Raw genomic sequence first — 19,697 nt, 5'->3', positions numbered from 1 at the left:
ATGGGGGCGCGAAAATGAACAAGAAGACCCGCCTTGCATGCATGGGGGTAGCACTGGGGGCAGCGCTGATCGGCCTGGGCGTGGCCTATGAAAGCCTGTGGTGCGATCCGCGCGAGTATTTGCAGGGCTCTGCCGACCCGCAGGCCCCGCACCGGCTCAGCCGCGACGGTGTGACCGTGGAGTTCGAGGCCCGGCCGCTGGCGGGGGATGAGCTGCAGGAGGGCAGCTTCGCCAACATCCGTTTCAAGGTCAGCGACCAGGCCAGTGGCCAACCGCTGTCGGGCATGGCCCCGGGGGCGTGGCTCGACCCGACGCAGTCGGCCCCGGAGGGCGACCGCGACCAGAGCTGCAAGGCCCGTGTCGCGCTGTTCCTCAAAAGCAGCATTGGCGCCCGGCCTTTGCTCGACCTGAACAGTTACTTCCTGTTGATGATGAACAAGGACGCCAGCCTGACGGTGATCGACCCGACCGTATCGGTGGGCGGCGTGACCAGCACCATGGCCCGCATCGACCTGCCTGGGCGGCCCATGGACTGGGTAGCCACCGCTGACGACAGGCAGGTGTTCGTGTCTATTCCCGAGCGCGGCAAGGTCTCGGTGATCGACACCGAGACCTTCACCCGCGTGGCCGACCTGGACGCTGGCGACCAGCCGCTGCGCGTGGCCCTGCAACCGGACCAGCACCGGCTTTGGGTAGGCAACAACAGCAGCGACCCGGCCAAGGGCGGGGTAACGGTGATAGACGTACCGGGGCGCAACACCCTGAAAACCTTCAACACCGGCGGCGGCCACCACGAAATCGCCTTCAGTGGTGACTCCCGCTACGCCTATGTCAGCAACCGCGACAGCGGCACCCTGAGCGTGATCGATATCCCGGAAATGCGCCTGGCCAAGACCATCAAGGTTGGCCCGCACCCGCTGTCGGTCAGCTATTCGGCGTTGTCCCAGGCGGTGTACGTGGTCGATGGCGAGGAGGGCAGCGTGCGCGTGTTCGATGCCCGCAACCACCAGCTGCGCCACACGGTCCAGGCCGAGCAGGGCCTGGGGCCGATGCGTTTCAGCAGCGATGGCCGCTATGGCATCGTGCTCAACACCCTGGAGAACCAGGCCCTGGTGATCGACGCCAGTACCGACAAGCTGATCCACCGGATCCCGGTGGCGGCCGAACCGTATCAGCTCACTTTCACCAAGGGCTATGCCTACGTGCGCGGCCTGGCTTCACCGAAGGTGAGCATGATCAACCTGGCCAGCCTGGGCGAAGGGCGTTCGCCGATCATCCAGGGCTTCGAGGCCGGCCCGGCGGCGCCACGCCAGGCTGGCGACCTGCCGCTGGCTCAGGGGCTGTCGGTGTCGCGCGACGACAATTCGGTGTTCGTGGTCAACCCGGTGGACAACACCACCTACTTCTACGCCGAAGGCATGAACGCACCGATGTCCGGCTACAACAACCGTGGCCACCAGGCCCGTGCCGCCATCGTCGTCGACCGCAGCCTGCGCGAGCTGGCGCCGGGCGTGTATGGCTCGACGGTGAAGATGCCCGCCGCCGGCAAGTTCGACGTGGCCTTTTTGCTCAACCAGCCGCAGATCATCCACTGCTTCAGCACCGATGTGGTCGCAGCGCCGAATGCCGGCAAGCGCAAGGGCGCGCATGCCGAGTTCATCGGCCTGGACCGGCCGTTGTCGCAGCACAGCGCCGTGACCGCACGGGTGCGCATCGTCGGCGACGACGGCCTGCCGCGCCTGGGCCTGAGCGACCTGAGCCTGCGCTACTTCCTGGCGCCTTCGTCGATGCCACGCAACCTGCAGCTGGAGGAGGTGGGCGAGGGCATCTATCAGGCAGCGCTGAGCCTGCCCGAAGCTGGTGCCTGGTACCTGCACGTGCAGTCGCCGTCGCTGGGGCGCAAGTTCGCCGAAGAAAACTACACCAGCCTGCGCGTGCTGCCGGCCGCAACGTCCACCGTTTCCGATAATGACGTGAGGAATCTGCGATGAACGCCAAGCATGTTTGCACACTGTTGGCCCTGAGCCTGGCTTTTGCCGGCAACCTGGCCCTGGCCCATGGCGGCCACGACCATAACGGCCACGCCGAACAGCCGCCAGCGGCGCGCCAGGAAAAGGCCAGCGTGCGCTTTGCCGATGTCTCGCTGCTGAACCAGGACGGCATGCCGGTACGCCTGGAAAAAGACCTGGTAGGCGACCACCTGGTGGTCATGGGCTTTATCTACACCAGCTGCACCACGGTGTGCCCGGTGGTGTCGTCGATCATGGGCAAGGTCCAGCAGCAACTGGGTGGCCGGGTGGGGCAAGACATTCACCTGGTATCGATCAGCGTCGACCCGCAACGTGACGACGCCAAGCGCCTGCAGGATTACGCCAAGGCCTTCCAGAAGGGGCCGGGCTGGAGCTGGCTGACCGGCACGCCATATGCCATCAGCGAAACCCTCAAGGGCCTGGGCAGCTTCAGCGCCGACCTCAGCCAGCACCCGCCGCTGATCCTGGTGGGGGACGGGCGCACCGGCCACTGGACGCGCTACTACGGCTTCACCGACCCGGCAGTGCTGATCGACGAAATCAACCGCCTCGGCGCCCGCCGGGTACATGCCAAGAGCACGGCGATTGCCGACCATCACGAGGTGCAACCATGAGCCTGGTAAGCTCCCGCCGCGCAGGCATGCGCGGTCTTGACTGGCTGATGCTGGGTGGCTGCCTGTGGATCCTCGCCTCGGTGGCGTTCGCCCATGATGGCCATGCCCCGCAGGCGCCAGAACCGCAGCCGGCACCGCAGGCGATGACCAGTGGCGGCGGTACCCGCGATGCCCAGGCTTGGTTCACCGACACTGTGCTCATGGACCAGAATGGCCGCGAGCTGCGCTTCTACAGCGATGTGCTCAAGGACAAGGTGGTGATGCTCAACGTGATCTTCACCCATTGCACCGACGCCTGCCCGCTGATTACCCGCAAGTTGCGCGAAGTGCGCGAGACAATGGGGCCGCAGCTGGCCAGCCAGGTGACCTTCGTGTCGATCAGCAGCGACCCGCTCAATGACACCCCCGAAGTGCTCAAGGCGTTTGCCGGGAAGCAGGGCGTGGATGGGCCCAACTGGTTGTTCCTGACCGGTGACAAGGCCAATGTCGACCTGGTGCTCGGGCGTATCGGCCAGTTCCTGCCCAGCCCCGAGCAGCATTCGACACAGCTGATTGCCGGCGATGTGGCCGGCAAGCGCTGGAGCAAGATCCGCCCGGATGCACCGCCGGCGGCGATTGCCCAGCGCATGCAGTTGCTGGCACTGCCTTTGGCAGGGCGGTGAGTATCATGCGATCCCTGCGGCATTGGCCTCTGTGGCATCTGCCACTCTGGGAACTCGCTTTGTGGATGCGGTCTTTGTGGGAGCGGCCTTGCGTCGCGAAAGGAGCGCGCAGCGCTCCCCGTTATCTGGGTTGGTGCAACTATCGCCGGGGCTGCTGCGCAGCCCTTTCGCGACGCAAGGCCGCTCCCACAAAGACCGCTCCCACAGGGCTTGCGATCTGGTTGGCGTTCGTGCTCGGCATGGCACACTTTTCTTCTGCCTTTGCCTTGGACCTGACCGAACATGAACAAGCCGGCAAACACCTCTACCGCCAGGGCGTCTCCAGCAGCGACGCACAACTGCAGGCCCGGGTCGGTGCCAGCGACATGACGGTCCCCGCCAGCGTGCTGCCCTGTGCCAGCTGCCACGGCAACGATGGCCGCGGCCGTGCCGAAGGGGGCGTACGCCCGCCCAGCCTCGACTGGCAGCGCCTGGCGCTAGGCCAGGGCGAACGCGAGGTCAACGGCCGCCGCTATCCGGCCTACACCGACAGCAGCCTGGCCCGGGCGATTCAGCACGGCGTCGACCCGGCAGGCAATCGCCTGGACCCGGCCATGCCGCGCTTCGAACTCACCTTGGCCGACCAGCGCAACCTCACGGCCTACCTCAAGCGCCTGGCCCAGGAGCGCGACCCCGGCGTGGAGGAGGGCGTGCTGCGCCTGGGGACCTTGCTGCCGGCATCCGGCCCGCTGACCGAGGCCGGGCAGGTGGTGCGTGCGGTGCTGGAAGACGGCCTGACGCAACTCAACCAGCAGGGTGGCATCCACGGGCGACGCCTGGAGCTGGTGGTGCTCGACCCGGGATCCGACCCGGCCAGCGCCGAACGGGCGCTGAAGCAGTTGCTGGAGCAGGAGCAGGTGTTCGCCCTGATCGCGCCATTGGCACCCATGCTCGACCAGCGCCTGGCAACCTTGCTGGCGCCCCACAATGTACCGCTGATCGGCAGCACCCCACGCAGCGGCGGCAGCCCACAGATTTTTGACCCGTTGCCCGGCTTGCCCGCGCAATTGCTGAGCCTGGCCGGCCACGCCCGCGCGGCACTGGGGCTGGCTGCCAACGACCTGCGTGTGGTGTATGCCGGCAATGAACAAGCGGCGTTGGCCGAACAGGTGCGCGAACGCCTTGAGCAGCAGGGCTGGTCACCACCTGCGGCCCAGGCCTTTGCTGGCCAGGCCGTGGACGGGCAGGGCATTGTCTTCCTCGGCCGTGCCCAGGCCTTTGCCGAACTGGCTTCGGCGCTGCAGTCAGCCGGCCGCCAGCCATACCTGTTTGCCGCCTCCAGCCAGGTGACCGGCGCCGTGGCGCGCTTGCCCGAGTTTTGGTCGCAACGGGTGTTCCTGGCTTATCCCTACGTGCCTGGGGACTGGACCGAACAGGGCCAGGCGATTCTGGCCGGCCTGCAGCAGCGCCAGGGCCTCGACCCTCGCCAGGCGTCGTTGCAGGTCAACACCCTGTGCGCGCTGCGCCTGCTGAGTGAAGCGTTGAAGCAGACAGGCCGCGACACCAGCCGCGAGCAGCTGATTGCCGCGCTGGAAGGCCTGCATGATGTGTCCACCGGCCTGACCCCGGCCCTGGGCTTTGGCCCCGGTCGCCGCCAGGGCATGGCCGGTGCCCATGTGGTGGCGGTGGCCCTGCCCGGGCCGCGCTTCACCGCGGTCACCCCGTACCGGCCACTGCCGGACAGCCCTTGAGCGGAGGTTGCCATGCGCGTTCTGTTGTTGTGCCTGTTGCAGGTGTTGGCCAAGGCAAGCTGGGCCGATATGCCGGCGGCGCGGGTCAATGGTGTAGAGATCGAGACGATGCGCCTGGAGCGCTATTTCAGCGAATACCTGGATGCCCAGGGCCGCGCGGTGGCCAGTATCCGCAACCCGAACCTGTACCAGCGCCTGCGCGACCAGGCACTGAATGAACTGATCGACAAGGAGCTGTTGTGGCAGGAGGCCCAGCGCCGCGGCATAGCCATCAGCGACGAGCAGGTGTCGGCGCATGTGGGCGAGGTAGAGGCCGCGCTTGGCAGCCCGGCAATCTTTGAACGGCGGCTGGCGGAAGCGGGCTTCGATAGGGCACAGTACAATGAGTACACCCGGCGCGAGCTGGCCGCGCAGCAGGTGTATGCCCAGCTCAGCGCTGTCGCCGCGCCCAGCCAGGCCGAAGTGGAGGCATTCTACGATGCCAGCCTGGAAACCCTGCAAGGAGTGCAGAAACAAAATGACGAACCTTCGGTCATACGCGAACAGGGACTGGTTCAAGCCAGGGCCACGCTCATCGGGCAGCGGGAGGCGCAGGCGCGCCAGTCCGTGCGCCAACGTTTGCGTGCGTCCGCTATCGTGGAGATTGCCGACTGAGGTGACTGATGGCGTTTCCCCAATCATGGGGAATAACGATCTGGCAGTGTGCCATCAGTTTCCCCGCATGTGGGGAACCAGGCCGGTGCGCCTGCCCGCTGCGTTACGGATGTTGATCGGTACCCCTGGCGAATCAATGACTTACAGTGGTGCAGCATGATTTTTCACGCCTGGCACGAAGCCTGCTCAAGCCTGTACAGGGGCGCACTTCGCAGACCGGGTTACCGGGCAGTTCTTGGGAGTCGACCTTGGTGAACAGAGTATTGGTAGTCGATGACGAACAGACTCTTGCGCAGAACCTGCAAGCGTACCTGCAGGCGCAAGGCCTGGAAGTTCATGTTGCCCACGACGGTGCCAGTGGTATCGAGCAGGCTGCAAGCCTGGCACCGCAAGTGATCGTGCTGGATTACCGCTTGCCCGACATGGAGGGTTTTCAGGTTCTGGAGACCGTACGCAGGAACAGGCAGTGCCACTTCGTGCTGATTACCGCCCACCCCACCGTCGAGGTGCGTGAGCGGGCCGCCGAACTGGGTGTGAGCCATGTCCTGTTCAAGCCGTTCCCGTTGGTGGAACTGGCCCGTGCAGTCTTCGACCTGATGGGCATCGAGCGCCGGCGCAGGGCCACGGACAACCCGGCTGAAGGGTTTGTCGAACGACGCCAGAACAGGAACGAATCGTTCCCCCTGCAGTTGTACGATGGAAGCTGGGTATTGGCCGACCGCCGACGCAACGGCGCCAAGCCCCCGGGGCCCGACGACGATCAACTGCTCACAGGGGAATAGCGGCGCCCGCACCCCTGGCCGAGCCAGCCTGCGACGCGCCCCTGAGCGGAGTCGCAGGCCATGCCAGAAGCATTCGATGCAACCCAGGACGCTCTACCGCCTGCACCGGCCTCTTCGCGGGTAAACCCGCTCCCACAGGGGCACCGCAATTCTGAAGAAATCGGCAATCCTGTGGGAGCGGGTTTACCCGCGAAAGGGCCGGCACAGGTAAAAGCATATTCTGCCTACCCCCGCGAACTGCTGGCCCAGGCCCGCCTGCAAACCAGCGACGAACGCCTGCTCACCCGCCTGGAACAGCTGGCCTGCGACACCCCCGACACCTTCACCCAGCGCCTGGGCCTGACCCTGCATTACCCGGTGCTGGACAGCCACACCCTGCTGGCCAGCACCCCACGCTTCGACAAGGTCAGCCTGGCGATGTGCCTGAAGCGTGAATTCGTCCTGATCGAGCAGGGTAGCCAACTGCTGGGCGTGTTCGCCGACCCCTTCGACCACGCCCGCCTGGCCTGGATCGACGATGTGCTGCAAGGCGCACCGCTGTACCTGGCCCACGCCGCGGACCTCGCCACCTTCCTGGCCCGCCACGAAGAAAGCTTCCACGCCGTGGACGCCCTTGACCACGACGCCGAAACCAGCAGCGAAAGCGACCCGCTGCAGCGCCTGTCGCTGGCCAGCATCAGCGAAGACCAGAGCCGCGTGGTCAAGCTGGTCAACTCCACGCTGTACGACGCCCTCAAGCTGCACGCCAGCGACATCCACCTGGGCATGACCGGCCAGGGCCTGACCATAAAGTACCGCATCGACGGCGTGCTAAACGGCGCCGGCAAGGCCAGCGGCAGCGCCTTCGCCGACCAGGTGATCTCGCGCATCAAGGTGATGGCCGAGCTGGACATCGGCGAAAAACGCGTGCCCCAGGACGGCCGTTTCAAGGTTGCCGTGGGCGACCGGCAAATCGACTTCCGGGTATCGATCATGCCCAGCATCTTCGGCGAAGACGCCGTGCTGCGGGTGCTCGACAAGCAGGACCTGTCCGACCGGGTCAGCGGCGTGCAGCTGCAGGCCCTGGGCTTTGCCGAGGAAACCCTGCGCGCCCTGCGTCGCCTGGCCGCCGAACCCTACGGCATGATCCTGGTCACCGGCCCCACCGGCAGCGGCAAGACCACCACCCTGTACGCCATGATCAGCGAGATCAACCACGGCGTGGACAAGATCATCACCATCGAGGACCCGGTCGAATACCAGCTGCCTGGGGTGTTGCAGATCCCGGTCAACGAGAAGAAGGGCCTGACGTTCGCCCGCGGTCTGCGCTCGATCCTGCGCCACGACCCGGACAAGATCCTGGTCGGTGAAATCCGCGATCCGGACACCGCGCAAATCGCCGTGCAGTCGGCGCTCACCGGCCACCTGGTGTTCACCACCATCCACGCCAACAACGTGTTCGATGTGATCGGCCGTTTCAGCCAGATGCAGGTCGACCCCTACAGCTTCGTCTCCGCGCTCAATGCGGTGCTGGCCCAGCGCCTGATCCGCCTGGCCTGCCCGCACTGCGCCACGCCGTGCGAAGTCGACGACGACACCCTGTACGGCGCGGGCCTGACCCGCGAGGGCGTGGCCGGCTGGAAGTTCGTCCGCGTCCAGGGCTGCGGCCAGTGCCGTGGCAGTGGCTACCGCGGCCGCAGCGCCATCGCCGAACTGCTGCACCTGGACGACGACCTGCGGCAGATGATCGTCGAGCGTCGCCCTCTGTCGCAAATCAAGAACCTCGCCTGCCAGCGTGGCCTGCGCCTGCTGCGGGCCTCGGCCCTGGACCTGGTCCGGGATGGCCGTACCACACTCGAGGAGATCAACCGTGTCACATTCATCTGATCGTGGCGCTTACAGATACAGTGCCGTACTCGGTGCCGAAGGTGTGGGCCTGGGTAGCTGGCACGCCAATCACCACCAATGGCTGGGCAGCCGCGACTTTACCTGCGATGCCGCCCAACCGGCCTGGGAGGCCGCCGTCGACGCCCTGGCCACGCTGCTGGCCGAGCATGCCGTGCGCGGTGCCCAGTTGCGGGTACTGCTGTCGGCCCGGTACAGCCGCTTCTGCCTGGTGCCCTGGAGTGATGCCATCAGCCACCCGCGCGAGCTGGACGCCTACGCCCGGGCCTGTTTCGAAAACCTCTACGGGCAGCCGCTGGACGACTGGCGCATCGTGCTGTCGCCCGAGCCGGCCGGTGCCGCGCGCATCGCCACGGCGTTGCCCGAGGCCCTGCTGCAGCGGCTGCAGGCGCTGGGCCGGGAAAGCCACCTGAGCCTGCGCTCGGTACAGCCGTACCTGATGGCCGCCTACAACCGCTGCTCGGCGCAGCTGGGGCAGGGCGACTTCCTGTTCGTCCTGGCCGAACCGCGCCGCAGCGTGCTGCTGCTGGCTGCCGGCGGGGCTTGGCAGCAAGTGCTGACGCAGGGCTGTGCCGACAGTGACCAGGCCCTGCAAGCACTGATCGAGCGTACCTGCGAGCTGTACGGCGAGCACCTGCCACGGGTCTACCTGCATGCCCCGGGCCGGGGTGACGTGCCGCAACTGGCGGCGGTGCAGCTGTGCCAGCCAGCCAGCGATGCCGACCCACTGTGCGCCATGTGGCGGGCGGTGGCCTGACATGCGCCGCCTCGACCTGGAATTCCAGCCCCGGCGTAACGGCCCGTTGGCCTGGTCGCTGCTGGCCGTGGCGAGCGCCACGGTTGCCGGCCTGGTGCTGCTGCAACAAAGCTTGCAGGCCGAGCAGGTCGAACGGGAGGCCAGCGTGCACAGCCTGGAGCAGCAACTGGGCCGTCGCCCGGCCACTGTCGCGCCGCTGAGCAGCGCCGCCAGCCGCGAACAGGCCGAGCGCCTGGCGCAGATGCAAAGCGTCTCGCAGCAACTGCAACGGCCTTGGCAGCAGCTGTTCGCCATGCTCGAAGCGCAGCCCCAGGACGACGTGGCGCTGCTAAGCCTGGCCCCCGACGCGCGCAAAGGCCAGCTGCGCATCACCGCCGAGGCGCGCAACCTGGAAGCGATGCTGCAGTACCACCAGCGCCTGGAGGCCAGTGCCGAGCTCAGCGATGTGTCGTTGCTCAACCACGAAGTGCTGGCCGCGCAGCCCGAACACCCGGTGCGCTTCACCCTCACCGCTACCTGGGAGACCGGCCATGCGCGCCCGTGAATCGCTGAACAGCCTGATCCTCCAGGAGCGCCTGCGTCGCGTCGGCCCGGTCGGCCTGGCTGCGGCTGCGGTGGGCCTGCTGGCCGTGGGCGTGCTGTGTGCCGGGGTGTTGCCGCAATGGCAGAACCTGCGCGAACTGCGCGCCACCGAAGCGGACGCCAGCGTGCAGGTCGAGCGGGTCAGGCGTGGCGAGCTGAAGATTGCCATCAAGCCCGAGCAGCAGGCCCTCGACAGCCTGCGCCAGCAACTGCCGGGGCAGCCCCGGGCCAGTGAGCTGATCGAGCGGCTGTACCACCTGGCCAGCGCCGAGCATATCAGCCTGGCGCGTGGCGAATATGCCCTGGGCATCGACCCCAAGACGCAACTGGCGCGCTACCAGATCGTGCTGCCGGTACGCGGCAGCTACCCGCAGATTCGCGGTTTCCTCAAGGGCCTGCTCAAACAGTTGCCAACCCTGGTGCTGGAAGACCTGGAGCTGCAACGCAAACGCATTGGCGACAGCGAGCTCAACGCCCGCCTGCGCATGACCCTTTACCTGTCGAGGTCATGATGAACACACAACGTGCTGTCATCTGGGTTGGCTTCCTCGGCGTGAGTGCGGCGCTGGCCTGGGCACCGGGTCATTGGTTCGGCGAGGAAGACAGTGTTGCCCCCTTCGCGGGCAAACCCACTCCCACAAAATCGGCGGTATCCACGGTCCCTGTGGGAGCGGGTTTACCCGCGAAAGGGCCGGAACAAGCCTCAAGAGATCTCTTCCCGACCCAACAATGGACCAAACCCCAAGCCCTGGCCACCGTCACCGAACAACCCGTGGTCACCGCACCCGCCGTAGCCGCAGCCCCCACTGCGCCGGCCCTGCCATTCCAGTTCATTGGCCGCATCGGCGACCGCGACGACCTGCAGATCTTCCTGCAGAGCGGCGAAAAACTCTACGTCGTGCGCCAGGGCGACGTGATCGAAGACACCTACCGCCTCGAGCGGGTATCGGCCAGCGAGCTGCACCTGGTCTACCTGCCTTTGCATCAGTCGCAGACTTTGTCTGTAGGGAGCGCACCATGAAGTCGTCAAAGCTGTGCAAACCGGCTCCATTCCTGCTTGTGGCGCTGTGCGTGGCCATTGCCGGCTGCGGCTCCAGTGCGGTACGCAAGGACAGCGAACAGCTGATGAAGGAGGGCCAGTACGAAGCCGGCATCGCCAGCCTGGAAGAAGCCCTGCGCGAAGACCCACGTGACACCGAGCTGAACATCGCCCTGGCCCACAGCCGCCAGGCCGCGGTCGAGGCGCTGCTGACCCAGGCCGACGCCGACCGCATCCGCCACGACTTCGCCAGCGCCCGCATGGGTTATGGCCGGGTGCTGACCCTGGAGCCGAACAACCGCCGCGCCCAGGAAGGCATCCGCCAGCTGGAGCTGATCCGCACCCTCGACGAGCGCGTGGCGCTGGGCCAGGCGGCGCTGCGCCAGGGTGACCTGTTCGGTGCCGAGCGCTACATGCGCGAAGTGCTGCGCCTGGACCCGCAGAACCAGAAGGGCATTGCCCTGCGCAGCGACATCGAGAACGTGCAGGCGCGCACCGCACAACCGTTCCCGCAACTGCGCAGCAAACTGGAGCGGCCGGTGACCCTGGAGTTTCGCGACGCCAACCTGAAGACCATCTTCGAGGTGCTGTCCCAGGTTGCCGGCATCAACTTCATCTTCGACAAGGACATGCGCCCGGACATGAAGGCCACCATCTTCGTGCGCGAGTTGCGCATCGAGGACGCCGTGGCGCTGCTGCTGGAACAGAACCAGCTGCGGCAGAAGATCGTCAACGAAAACACCCTGATGATCTACCCCGACTCGCCGCAGAAGACCAAGGACTACCAGGAACTGGTCATGCGCACCTTCTACCTGACCAGCATCGACTCCAACACCGCGCTGAACATGGTCAAGACCATGCTCAAGACCCGCGACGTGTTCGTCGATGAACGCCTCAACACCCTGACCATGCGCGACACCCCCGATGCCGTGCGCATGGCCGAAAAGCTGCTGCAGTCGCAGGACCAGTCCAACCCCGAGGTGGTGCTGGAAGTTGAGGTGATGGAAGTGGCCACTTCGCGCATCCTCGACCTCGGCCTGCAATGGCCCAACACCTTCGGCGTGCTGAGCTCCGACGGCCAGCCGGTAAGCGTGCTCGACCAGCTCAAGGGCATCGACTCCAGCCGCATCAGCATCGCGCCGGCACCGCAGGCCAAGATCAACGCCCAGGACAAGGACATCAACACCCTGGCCAGCCCGGTGATCCGCGTCAGCAACCGCGAGCAGGCGCGCATCCACATCGGCCAGCGGGTACCGATAATCAGCGCCACCTCGGTGCCGTCCACCCAGGGCCCGGTGATCACCGAAAGCGTCACCTACCTGGACGTGGGCCTGAAGCTTGAGGTGCAGCCCACCGTGCACCTGAACAACGAAGTGGCGATCAAGGTAGCCCTGGAGGTGAGCAACGCCACCCCGCTGGAAGCCACCCGCCAGGGCACCATTCCGGTCCAGGTCGACACCCGCAACGCCCAGACCACCCTGCGCCTGCACGATGGCGAAACCCAGGTGCTGGCCGGCCTGGTGCGCAACGATCATAACGCCAGCGGCAACAAGATCCCTGGCCTTGGCGACATCCCTGGCCTGGGCCGGCTGTTCGGCAGCAACAAGGACGACATGAGCAAGTCGGAGCTGGTGCTGGCGATCACCCCGCGCATCGTGCGCAACCTGCCGTACCAGAGCCCGTCGGACATGGAGTTCGCCACCGGCACCGAGTCGGCCATGCAGGTGCGGCAGATGGCGCCGTTGCCGCCGGCGGATGTGCCTGGCAATGCCCCGGCCACCGATGCCCCGGTGGTGGAAAGCCAGATGGCGATCGCCCCGGCCAAAGGGAGCCCGCGGCCATGATCGCGCAGCGCCGCATGCAGGGCTTCAGCCTGATCGAGGTGGTGCTGACCCTGGCACTGCTCGGGCTGCTTGCCAGCATGGCCGCGCCGCTGACCGAAACCGTGGTGCGCCGCGGCAAGGAACAGCAGCTGCGCGAGGCGCTGTACCAGATTCGCGACGCCATCGACGCCTACAAGCGCGCGTTCGATGCCGGCTACATCGAGAAGCGCCTGGACGCCAGTGGCTACCCGCCGAACCTGCAGGTGCTGGTCGACGGGGTGCGCGATGTGCGCAGTGCCAAGGGCGCCAAGTTCTACTTCCTGCGGCGCATCCCGCACGACCCGCTGGTGGCGGCCAAGGGCGAGGACGAAGGCGGGTGGGGGCTGCGCGCCTATAACAGCAGCCCCGACAACCCGCGCGAAGGCGAAGACGTGTTCGACGTGTATTCCAAGGCCCGCGGCAAAGGCCTGAACAACATCCCCTACGGGCAATGGTGACAGCGATGAAACGCAGCCGGGGCTTCACCTTGATCGAACTGCTGGTGGTGCTGGCGATCATCGCCACGCTGATGACCATCGCCATGCCGCGTTACTTCAACAGCCTGGAAAGCTCTCGCGAGGCCACCCTGCGCCAGAGCCTGGCGGTGCTGCGCGAGGCGCTGGACCACTACTACGGCGACACCGGCCACTACCCGGACTCGCTGGAGCAGTTGGTGGAGCAGCGTTACCTGCGCAGCACCCCGATTGACCCGATCACCGAGCGCAGCGATGCCTGGCAGCTGGTGCCACCGCCCGAAGGCGTGGCTGGCGGCGTGGCCGATATCAAGAGCGGTGCCACAGGGAGGGCGCGCGATGGCAGCCTGTTCGCGGAATGGTAAGGCCGACGCCGGCTTCACCTACCTGGGCGTACTGCTGCTGATTGCGGTCAGCAGCGTGGCCCTGGCCGCCACCGGCACGCTCTGGGCCAGTGCCGCCCAGCGTGACCGCGAACGCCAGCTGTTGTGGGTGGGCAGCCAGTATGCCCAGGCCCTGCGCAGCTACTACCGCGCCTCGCCGGGGCTGGCCCAGTACCCGCAGGAACTGGCCGACCTGTTGCAGGACAACCGCTTCCCGCAGGCCAGGCGGCACATTCGCCGGCTGTACCCCGACCCCATCACCAACAGCGACGATTGGGGCCTGCTGCGCTCGATCGATGGCCGCATCACCGGCGTGCACAGCCGCTCGGACGCCACCCCGTTCAAGCGCAGTGGCTTCAGCGCCGAATGGAGCGGTTTCGACGGGCTGGAACATTACAGCGACTGGCAGTTCGTCGCCGAACAGGCCTTTGCCGAAAGTGCCGGTGGCGTGCAGACCCATGCCGGCCCGGGAGACACGCCATGAGCCGCCTGGCCGCGTTGTGCCTGGGCCTGCTGCTGGTGGCAGTGCTGGCCACCTCGGCCAGGGCCGGGGACGAGGACGAGATGAAAGGCTTCATCGTCGACAACACCATCTCGCACATCGGCCACGACTTTTACTACTACTTCGCCGACCGCCTGCGCGCCACCAGCCGGCTGGATTTCAACTTGGTGGTGCGCGAACGCCCGGATGCCCGCTGGGGCAGCCTGGTCACCGTGGAGTTCGAGCGTGAGGTGGTGTATCGCCGCTTCCTGCCGCCGAACACCACCGAGCTCAAGGACGAGGCCGTTGCAGCAGCCGACCTGGTCAAGCAGCAAATCATCCAACGCAAGTTGCAACGCCTGCTGCAGGACACCACCGATCTGGAGAGGGACGAGCTATGAAGCACCACATACCCCGTTGCATCGCCGCCTGCCTGTTGGCCAGCGCGTGTGCCGCCCAGGCCACCGAGCTGGTGTACACCCCGGTCAACCCGGCCTTTGGCGGCAACCCGCTCAATGGCACCTGGTTGCTGAACAACGCGCAGGCGCAGAACGATCACGACGACCCCGACCTCAAGGACCGCTCCTCGGCCTTTGCCGGCACCACGGCCCTGGAGCGCTTCAGCAACCAGCTGGAGTCGCGGATGTTGTCGCAGTTGCTGGACAACATCAGTAACGGCAACACCGGCAGCATGGCGACCGATGCGTTTCTCATCGACGTCATCGACGATTCCGGGGCCTTGAGCATCAAGGTCACCGATCGTGCCACAGGAGAAATTTCGATCATTGAGGTCAGCGGCCTCAACCCCTGAGAGGGAAGGGCTGTTTGTAGGGGAGAGAACAACATGAAACGTCTGCTGAGCACGCTGCTGATCCTCACCGCACTAGGCCTGCACGGTTGCGGCCTGCGCGAACCGATGCCCGCCGAACAGGACTCGGAAACCCCGACCCTGACCCCACGTGCCTCGACCTACTACGACCTGATCAACATGCCCCGGCCCAAGGGCCGGTTGATGGCGGTGGTGTACGGCTTCCGTGACCAGACCGGGCAGTACAAGCCGACCCCGGCCAGCTCGTTCTCCACCAGCGTCACCCAGGGTGCGGCAAGCATGCTGATGGACGCCCTGAGTGCCAGTGGCTGGTTCGTGGTGCTGGAGCGTGAAGGCCTGCAGAACCTGCTGACCGAGCGCAAGATCATCCGTGCTTCGCAGAAAAAGCCCGATGTGCCGGAAAACATCATGGGTGAACTGCCGCCGCTGCAGGCTGCCAACCTGATGCTGGAGGGCGGCATCATCGCCTACGACACCAACGTGCGCAGCGGCGGCGAAGGTGCCCGCTACCTGGGGATAGATATCTCCCGCGAGTACCGCGTCGACCAGGTGACCGTGAACCTGCGCGCGGTGGACGTGCGCACCGGGCAGGTGCTGGCCAATGTGATGACCAGCAAGACCATCTATTCGGTTGGGCGCAGTGCGGGGGTGTTCAAGTTCATCGAGTTCAAGAAGCTGCTCGAGGCCGAGGTGGGGTACACCACCAACGAACCGGCGCAGCTGTGCGTGCTGTCGGCGATCGAGGCGGCGGTGGGGCACTTGCTGGCGCAGGGGATCGAACGGCGGCTGTGGCAGGTGGCGGGGGACGCGGGGGAAGGGCAGGCTACGGTGGACAAGTATTTGAGCCAGAATCAGCAACCATGAGTGAGTTTGAGGGCCTCTTCGTGGGGCTTGTCCACGAAGAGGCAAGTGCAGGCGATACAACATTTTGCTCACTTTTGACCCTGCTGGGGCGCAGATTGCCGGCGATTTCCTATCAGGCCCTGGCCTCGGTCGGCGAAGAATACTAATAATTTTGCCAGTTGCATTATTTTTATCGGTAGCGAACTCTAGGCTTTCCTATCTTAAGTTTGCAAGGGGAAAACAATGAGTCGGCACTTTGCCTGGAAATGGGGGGATGGCTATACCGCCTATGGTTATCAAGTATCGGTACAGAATGAGTCATTTACTGGTTTTAATGGAGAGCCTCGAGATACCTTTTTGAGGTGGTATTTTTTAGGAGGTGGCAAGCGTATTTATAGTCCGGTGCTGATGAGGTTTTTATCTGTGGACATGGTTAGCCCTTTCGCTGAAGGTGGTATAAATTGCTATGCATATTGTGGGGGTGACCCTGTGAATTTTACGGATCCAAGCGGGATGGTTAGGTGGAGGAATATAGTAAAGAATAAAGTGTTTCCTTTGGCTCGTAAAAATAAGCCTTTGCCCCAGTCGGATTATTCTACCGCCAGTAAGCGTCGTAAATTGTCAGCGTCTACGGAGCAAGGTACATCGAACAACAGAGAAGCATCTGGAGTGAGTCCAGCGGCGGCTCCGTTAGTCGATTCCATATGGAAAAATTCAGAGCAGCGTCTTGCTGCACAAAAAAAATCGGCTCCGGAACTAGATACGCTAGGCGGTCTAACAGATTATGAAAAAATGGCCGCTTTGGCTATAGATACGAGCAGGCTGAATGGCTCGACACGAACATACTTAGATGCTGCCAAGGGCTTCGCCCCGGAACGTGATCCTATGGTGCTGACAGGGTTGATGCATCTTTATGTGCATAACGTCCGCAAGGTAGAAAGCAAGCAAGCTTTGAATCAGATCCTTCGGGAGTTTGGTTTGTAAATTGCCGCTTAATCTTGAGTCGAGCTCGTTGAGCATTATCGGCACAGTTTTAGAGCGGTGGCCGTGATTTTGGGGAAGTCTCCTTAGAAGACGAGAGCGCTGGCCGGGGTTTGGTGATTGGGAATTGAAGTGTTTGGCGGTAGAGATTTGGCGCCTGTGAGATTGAGCGCCGCCCGCGCGTCGCTTCGCGGGACAAGCCCGCTCCCACATCTGTTTCGGGCCAATTATTCCTGTGCCAGGTGGGTTGCAGCCTTGGTGCATGACTGGAAATGAATGAAAAGCAGCAGAGCAACCTTCGATATCAAATGGAACAAACAAGGCGGACAGGAGTGACCTCACAGGAATGACTGGCCCAACATAGTGATCACTGCTGATTCCTCGGGGCCGCTTTGCGGACCTTTCCGACCGGTCCGGCGCTCCGGCAAGGCCGCTCCCACATGGATCACGTCAGCCGGTGAACCATGGGCTGGATTCGGCCAAGGCGGTGGTGGAGGCGTTGCTGGATGGGGTGGAGAGGCAGCAGCTGGTTGGGCGGAAGACGGTGCCGGGTGTCTGATGGGAGCTTGGGCTTTGTTGGACTCAAGCGGCAGCTGTGATTGACCTCGAGGGCCTCTTCGCGGGTGAACCCGCTCCCACAGGTTCAGCGCCACTCGAAGCCAGCGCAGTACCTGTGGGAGCGGGCGCGCCCGCGAAGCTGACGACGCGGTGGATGGCACCGGCTTTGCCGGTGTTCGCGGGCATGCCCGCTCCCGCAGGCTCAGCGCCAACTCGAAGCCCGCGCCGTCCCTGTAGGAGCGGGCGCGCCCGCGAAGCAGACGACGTGGTGGATGGCACCGGCTTTGCCGGTGTTCGCGGGCATGCCCGCTCCCACAAGTACCGCGTGATCTCAAGTGCGACGCCGTCCCTGTGGGAGCGGGTTTACCCGCGAATGGGCCGGTGCCGGGTGTATGGCGGGCACCTGGGCTTTGTTGAAATCGAGCGGCAGCCGTGATCGACCTCTAGGAACCCGCTCCCACAAAGCTTGCGCAAGCTTTCAGATCTTGAGCAAGGCGGTGCTCCTGCGTGTCCCTTTACGTAAACGTCACCATATGCCACCTTCTACCTCAGCCTGATGACGGCCAGGGATTTCTCCCGCACACTGCGGAAAATTCCCAAGCCCGTTCCCCGCCACCTTGCGGGGTACAGCCGGAGTAGAAAATGGCGCGACAACTAATAACAAACGCCCACGACCCGCTGCACGAATCCCGCCAGGCCCGCCTGAAGCTGGCCAGCGAAGGCGAGCTGCCACTGGGCATGCTGCGCGACGAGATCGATGCCTCCTGGCGCCGCAGCCTGGGCCATGGCCTGGATTGCCTGCAGGGCGAGCAGGTCGGCCTGGGCCTGGAGCAGGGCCACGACCTGCGCATGCTGCTGGATCGCAACCGCCTGCTGGTCGACGCCGTTACCCCGGAACTGGACTACCTGGTCGCGCGCCAGGGCAAGGCCGGTATCGTTATCCTCGGCGACGCCCAGGCCAACGTGCTGGCCATCGAAGGGCAGAAGCACGTGCTGCAACGCGAGGGCCTGCGCGACCTGCACCCGGGTAGTTGCTGGAGCGAGTCGCTGCGTGGCACCAACGCGATCGGCACGGCAGTGGTGGAAGGCCGGCCGACCTTGATCAACTGCGGCGAACATTACCTCGACCGCCTCAGCCCGTTCTCCTGCACTTCGGTACCCCTGCGCGACCCGCGCGGCGAGGTGATCGGCGTGCTCGACATCACCCGTGAAGGGGTGATGGCGCAACCACAGGACAGCCTGTCGACGCTGATGCTGGCGGCCGGCAACATCGAAAGCCGCATGTTCGGCCTGTGCCACCCGGAGCAATTGGTGCTGGCTTTTCACAGCCGCCCGCAATACCTCAACAGCGCCTGGCATGGCCTGCTGGCGCTGAGCCTGGACGGTGAAGTGCTGGCTGCCAACGACAGTGCCTGCCAGCTGTTGCAGGTGCCGCGCCATGAGCTGTTGGGCCGGCGCAGCAGCGACCTGCTGGGTGAACGGTCACCGGCCTTCATCGCCCGCCTGTGGCAGGGCGGGGTGAGCAGTGTGCAAACGGCCAAGGGCGAGTTCTACTTCCGCGCCCTGCAGCTGCCGCGCCATGGCCGGGTCAACGGCAGCACGCCGGTGAGCAAGCCGGCGCCGGGCAAGCAGTCACCCGCCCTCGACGCCCTGGCCGGTGGCGACCTGCGCCTGGCGCGCAACCTGCGCATGGCCCGCCAGGGGCTGGGCAATGGCCTGCCGGTGCTGTTGCTGGGCGAGACCGGTACCGGCAAGGAAGTCGTCGCCCGGGCCCTGCACCAGGCCAGCCCGCGTGCCGACAAACCGTTCGTGGCCGTCAACTGCGCGGCCATCCCCGAAGGGCTGATCGAGTCCGAACTGTTCGGCTACCGTGAAGGCGCGTTCACCGGCTCGCGCCGGGGCGGCATGGTCGGCCGGCTGATGCAGGCCCACGGCGGCACGCTGTTCCTCGACGAAATCGGCGACATGCCGCTAGCGCTGCAGGCGCGCTTGTTGCGGGTACTGCAGGAACGGCGCGTGGCACCGCTGGGGGCGGGCGACGAGCAGGAGATCGACGTGGCATTGATCTGTGCCACGCACCGCGACCTCAAGCGCCTGGTGCAGGAGCAGCACTTCCGCGAAGACCTTTACTACCGGGTCAACGGCGTGTCGCTGCGCCTGCCGGCACTGCGCGAGCGTGATGACCTGGCGGCGATCATCCAGGGGCTGCTGGACAAGTCCGATGCCCGGGGCGTGACCTTGGACCCGGCCCTGACCGCGTTGCTCGAAGGCTTCGACTGGCCGGGCAACATCCGCCAGCTGGAAATGGTCGTGCGCACCGCGCTGGCCGTGCGCGAGGACGGCGAGCAGGTGCTGACCCTGGACCACCTCACCGACTGCCTGCTGGACGAACTGGCCAGTGGCACGGCGCCTTCCGGCAGCCTCAAGGACAACGAGCTGGAGCTGATCCGTGGCGCCTTGGCGCGCCATCAGGGCAACGTGTCCGCGGCGGCCGAGGCGCTGGGTATCAGCCGGGCGACGCTGTACCGCAAGCTCAAACAGTTGCGCGGCTGA

Annotated in this window: 20 protein-coding genes and 1 pseudogene; all 21 read left to right on the top strand. The window is 65.2% G+C overall.

The features are described from left to right. Window positions 1–14: 14 nt before the first annotated feature. The 21 genes and pseudogenes from KDB76_RS16830 (at window position 15) to KDB76_RS16730 (ending at window position 19,697) form a co-directional block, all read left to right on the top strand. The gene (locus KDB76_RS16830) at window positions 15–1,991 is read left to right on the top strand and encodes a YncE family protein (RefSeq protein ID WP_013972870.1); all 1,977 of its coding nucleotides are present in this window, start codon (window positions 15–17) and stop codon (window positions 1,989–1,991) included. Continuing rightward, window positions 1,988–2,644: an SCO family protein gene (locus KDB76_RS16825; RefSeq protein WP_013972869.1), complete on the top strand. Its 657-nt coding sequence runs from the start codon at window positions 1,988–1,990 to the stop codon at window positions 2,642–2,644. Before KDB76_RS16830 ends, KDB76_RS16825 begins: the two co-directional genes overlap by 4 nt. Continuing rightward, the gene (locus KDB76_RS16820; RefSeq protein WP_038409727.1) at window positions 2,641–3,306 is read left to right on the top strand and encodes an SCO family protein; all 666 of its coding nucleotides are present in this window, start codon (window positions 2,641–2,643) and stop codon (window positions 3,304–3,306) included. The genes KDB76_RS16825 and KDB76_RS16820 overlap by 4 nt, the downstream gene beginning before the upstream one ends. A gap of 239 nt (window positions 3,307–3,545) precedes the next feature. After that, window positions 3,546–5,036 (top strand): ABC transporter substrate-binding protein, encoded by a 1,491-nt coding sequence (locus KDB76_RS16815; protein WP_193384119.1) that lies wholly within the window; start codon window positions 3,546–3,548, stop codon window positions 5,034–5,036. Window positions 5,037–5,048: 12 nt separating this feature from the next. Then, the gene (locus tag KDB76_RS16810) at window positions 5,049–5,690 is read left to right on the top strand and encodes a SurA N-terminal domain-containing protein (RefSeq protein ID WP_013972866.1); all 642 of its coding nucleotides are present in this window, start codon (window positions 5,049–5,051) and stop codon (window positions 5,688–5,690) included. A gap of 248 nt (window positions 5,691–5,938) precedes the next feature. Next, window positions 5,939–6,472, top strand: a complete 534-nt coding sequence (locus KDB76_RS16805; protein WP_031325917.1) for a response regulator — start codon at window positions 5,939–5,941, stop codon at window positions 6,470–6,472. Between the two features lie 60 nt (window positions 6,473–6,532). Next, on the top strand, window positions 6,533–8,338 hold the full coding sequence (locus tag KDB76_RS16800; protein ID WP_024087224.1) for a GspE/PulE family protein: 1,806 nt from the start codon (window positions 6,533–6,535) through the stop codon (window positions 8,336–8,338). Then, window positions 8,322–9,113: a hypothetical protein gene (locus tag KDB76_RS16795; protein ID WP_024087223.1), complete on the top strand. Its 792-nt coding sequence runs from the start codon at window positions 8,322–8,324 to the stop codon at window positions 9,111–9,113. Before KDB76_RS16800 ends, KDB76_RS16795 begins: the two co-directional genes overlap by 17 nt. A 1-nt stretch (window position 9,114) precedes the next feature. Continuing rightward, a complete protein-coding gene (locus tag KDB76_RS16790; protein ID WP_015270593.1) occupies window positions 9,115–9,657 on the top strand; it encodes a PilN domain-containing protein in 543 nt (180 codons plus the stop codon). Next, window positions 9,644–10,207, top strand: coding sequence for a type 4a pilus biogenesis protein PilO (pilO, locus tag KDB76_RS16785; protein WP_015270592.1), 564 nt, complete (start codon window positions 9,644–9,646; stop codon window positions 10,205–10,207). Before KDB76_RS16790 ends, pilO begins: the two co-directional genes overlap by 14 nt. Next, complete coding sequence (locus tag KDB76_RS16780; protein ID WP_024087222.1) at window positions 10,207–10,716, top strand: hypothetical protein; 510 nt, start codon at window positions 10,207–10,209, stop codon at window positions 10,714–10,716. Before pilO ends, KDB76_RS16780 begins: the two co-directional genes overlap by 1 nt. Further along, window positions 10,713–12,578 carry a secretin N-terminal domain-containing protein gene (locus KDB76_RS16775; protein WP_038409724.1) on the top strand — a complete coding sequence of 622 codons (1,866 nt, stop codon included), beginning with the start codon at window positions 10,713–10,715 and terminating at the stop codon, window positions 12,576–12,578. Before KDB76_RS16780 ends, KDB76_RS16775 begins: the two co-directional genes overlap by 4 nt. Then, the gene (locus tag KDB76_RS16770; protein WP_013972858.1) at window positions 12,575–13,054 is read left to right on the top strand and encodes a type II secretion system protein; all 480 of its coding nucleotides are present in this window, start codon (window positions 12,575–12,577) and stop codon (window positions 13,052–13,054) included. Before KDB76_RS16775 ends, KDB76_RS16770 begins: the two co-directional genes overlap by 4 nt. A 5-nt stretch (window positions 13,055–13,059) precedes the next feature. After that, window positions 13,060–13,434, top strand: coding sequence for a type II secretion system protein (locus KDB76_RS16765; RefSeq protein ID WP_038409723.1), 375 nt, complete (start codon window positions 13,060–13,062; stop codon window positions 13,432–13,434). Further along, window positions 13,409–13,936: a type II secretion system protein gene (locus KDB76_RS16760; RefSeq protein WP_038409722.1), complete on the top strand. Its 528-nt coding sequence runs from the start codon at window positions 13,409–13,411 to the stop codon at window positions 13,934–13,936. The genes KDB76_RS16765 and KDB76_RS16760 overlap by 26 nt, the downstream gene beginning before the upstream one ends. Next, window positions 13,933–14,334: a curli production assembly/transport protein CsgE gene (gene csgE, locus KDB76_RS16755; protein WP_038409721.1), complete on the top strand. Its 402-nt coding sequence runs from the start codon at window positions 13,933–13,935 to the stop codon at window positions 14,332–14,334. The genes KDB76_RS16760 and csgE overlap by 4 nt, the downstream gene beginning before the upstream one ends. Beyond that, window positions 14,331–14,744 carry a curli assembly protein CsgF gene (locus KDB76_RS16750; protein ID WP_038409720.1) on the top strand — a complete coding sequence of 138 codons (414 nt, stop codon included), beginning with the start codon at window positions 14,331–14,333 and terminating at the stop codon, window positions 14,742–14,744. Before csgE ends, KDB76_RS16750 begins: the two co-directional genes overlap by 4 nt. A 33-nt stretch (window positions 14,745–14,777) precedes the next feature. Then, entirely contained in the window at window positions 14,778–15,626 is an 849-nt protein-coding gene (locus tag KDB76_RS16745) for a CsgG/HfaB family protein (protein WP_038409719.1), read from the top strand. Beyond that, the gene (locus KDB76_RS16740) at window positions 15,623–15,772 is read left to right on the top strand and encodes a hypothetical protein (protein WP_023661487.1); all 150 of its coding nucleotides are present in this window, start codon (window positions 15,623–15,625) and stop codon (window positions 15,770–15,772) included. Before KDB76_RS16745 ends, KDB76_RS16740 begins: the two co-directional genes overlap by 4 nt. 160 nt (window positions 15,773–15,932) lie before the next feature. Further along, window positions 15,933–16,118: pseudogene (locus KDB76_RS29880) on the top strand (RHS repeat-associated core domain-containing protein); the annotation flags it as partial. Between the two features lie 1,668 nt (window positions 16,119–17,786). Then, window positions 17,787–19,697, top strand: coding sequence for a sigma-54-dependent Fis family transcriptional regulator (locus KDB76_RS16730; RefSeq protein ID WP_038409718.1), 1,911 nt, complete (start codon window positions 17,787–17,789; stop codon window positions 19,695–19,697).

Source organism: Pseudomonas sp. JS425 (assembly GCF_018223845.1).
In the GTDB taxonomy this organism is placed as follows: domain Bacteria; phylum Pseudomonadota; class Gammaproteobacteria; order Pseudomonadales; family Pseudomonadaceae; genus Aquipseudomonas; species Aquipseudomonas asiatica.
The sequence above is the reverse complement of the archived record's forward strand: the minus strand, read 5'-3'. Positions and strand labels throughout refer to the sequence as shown.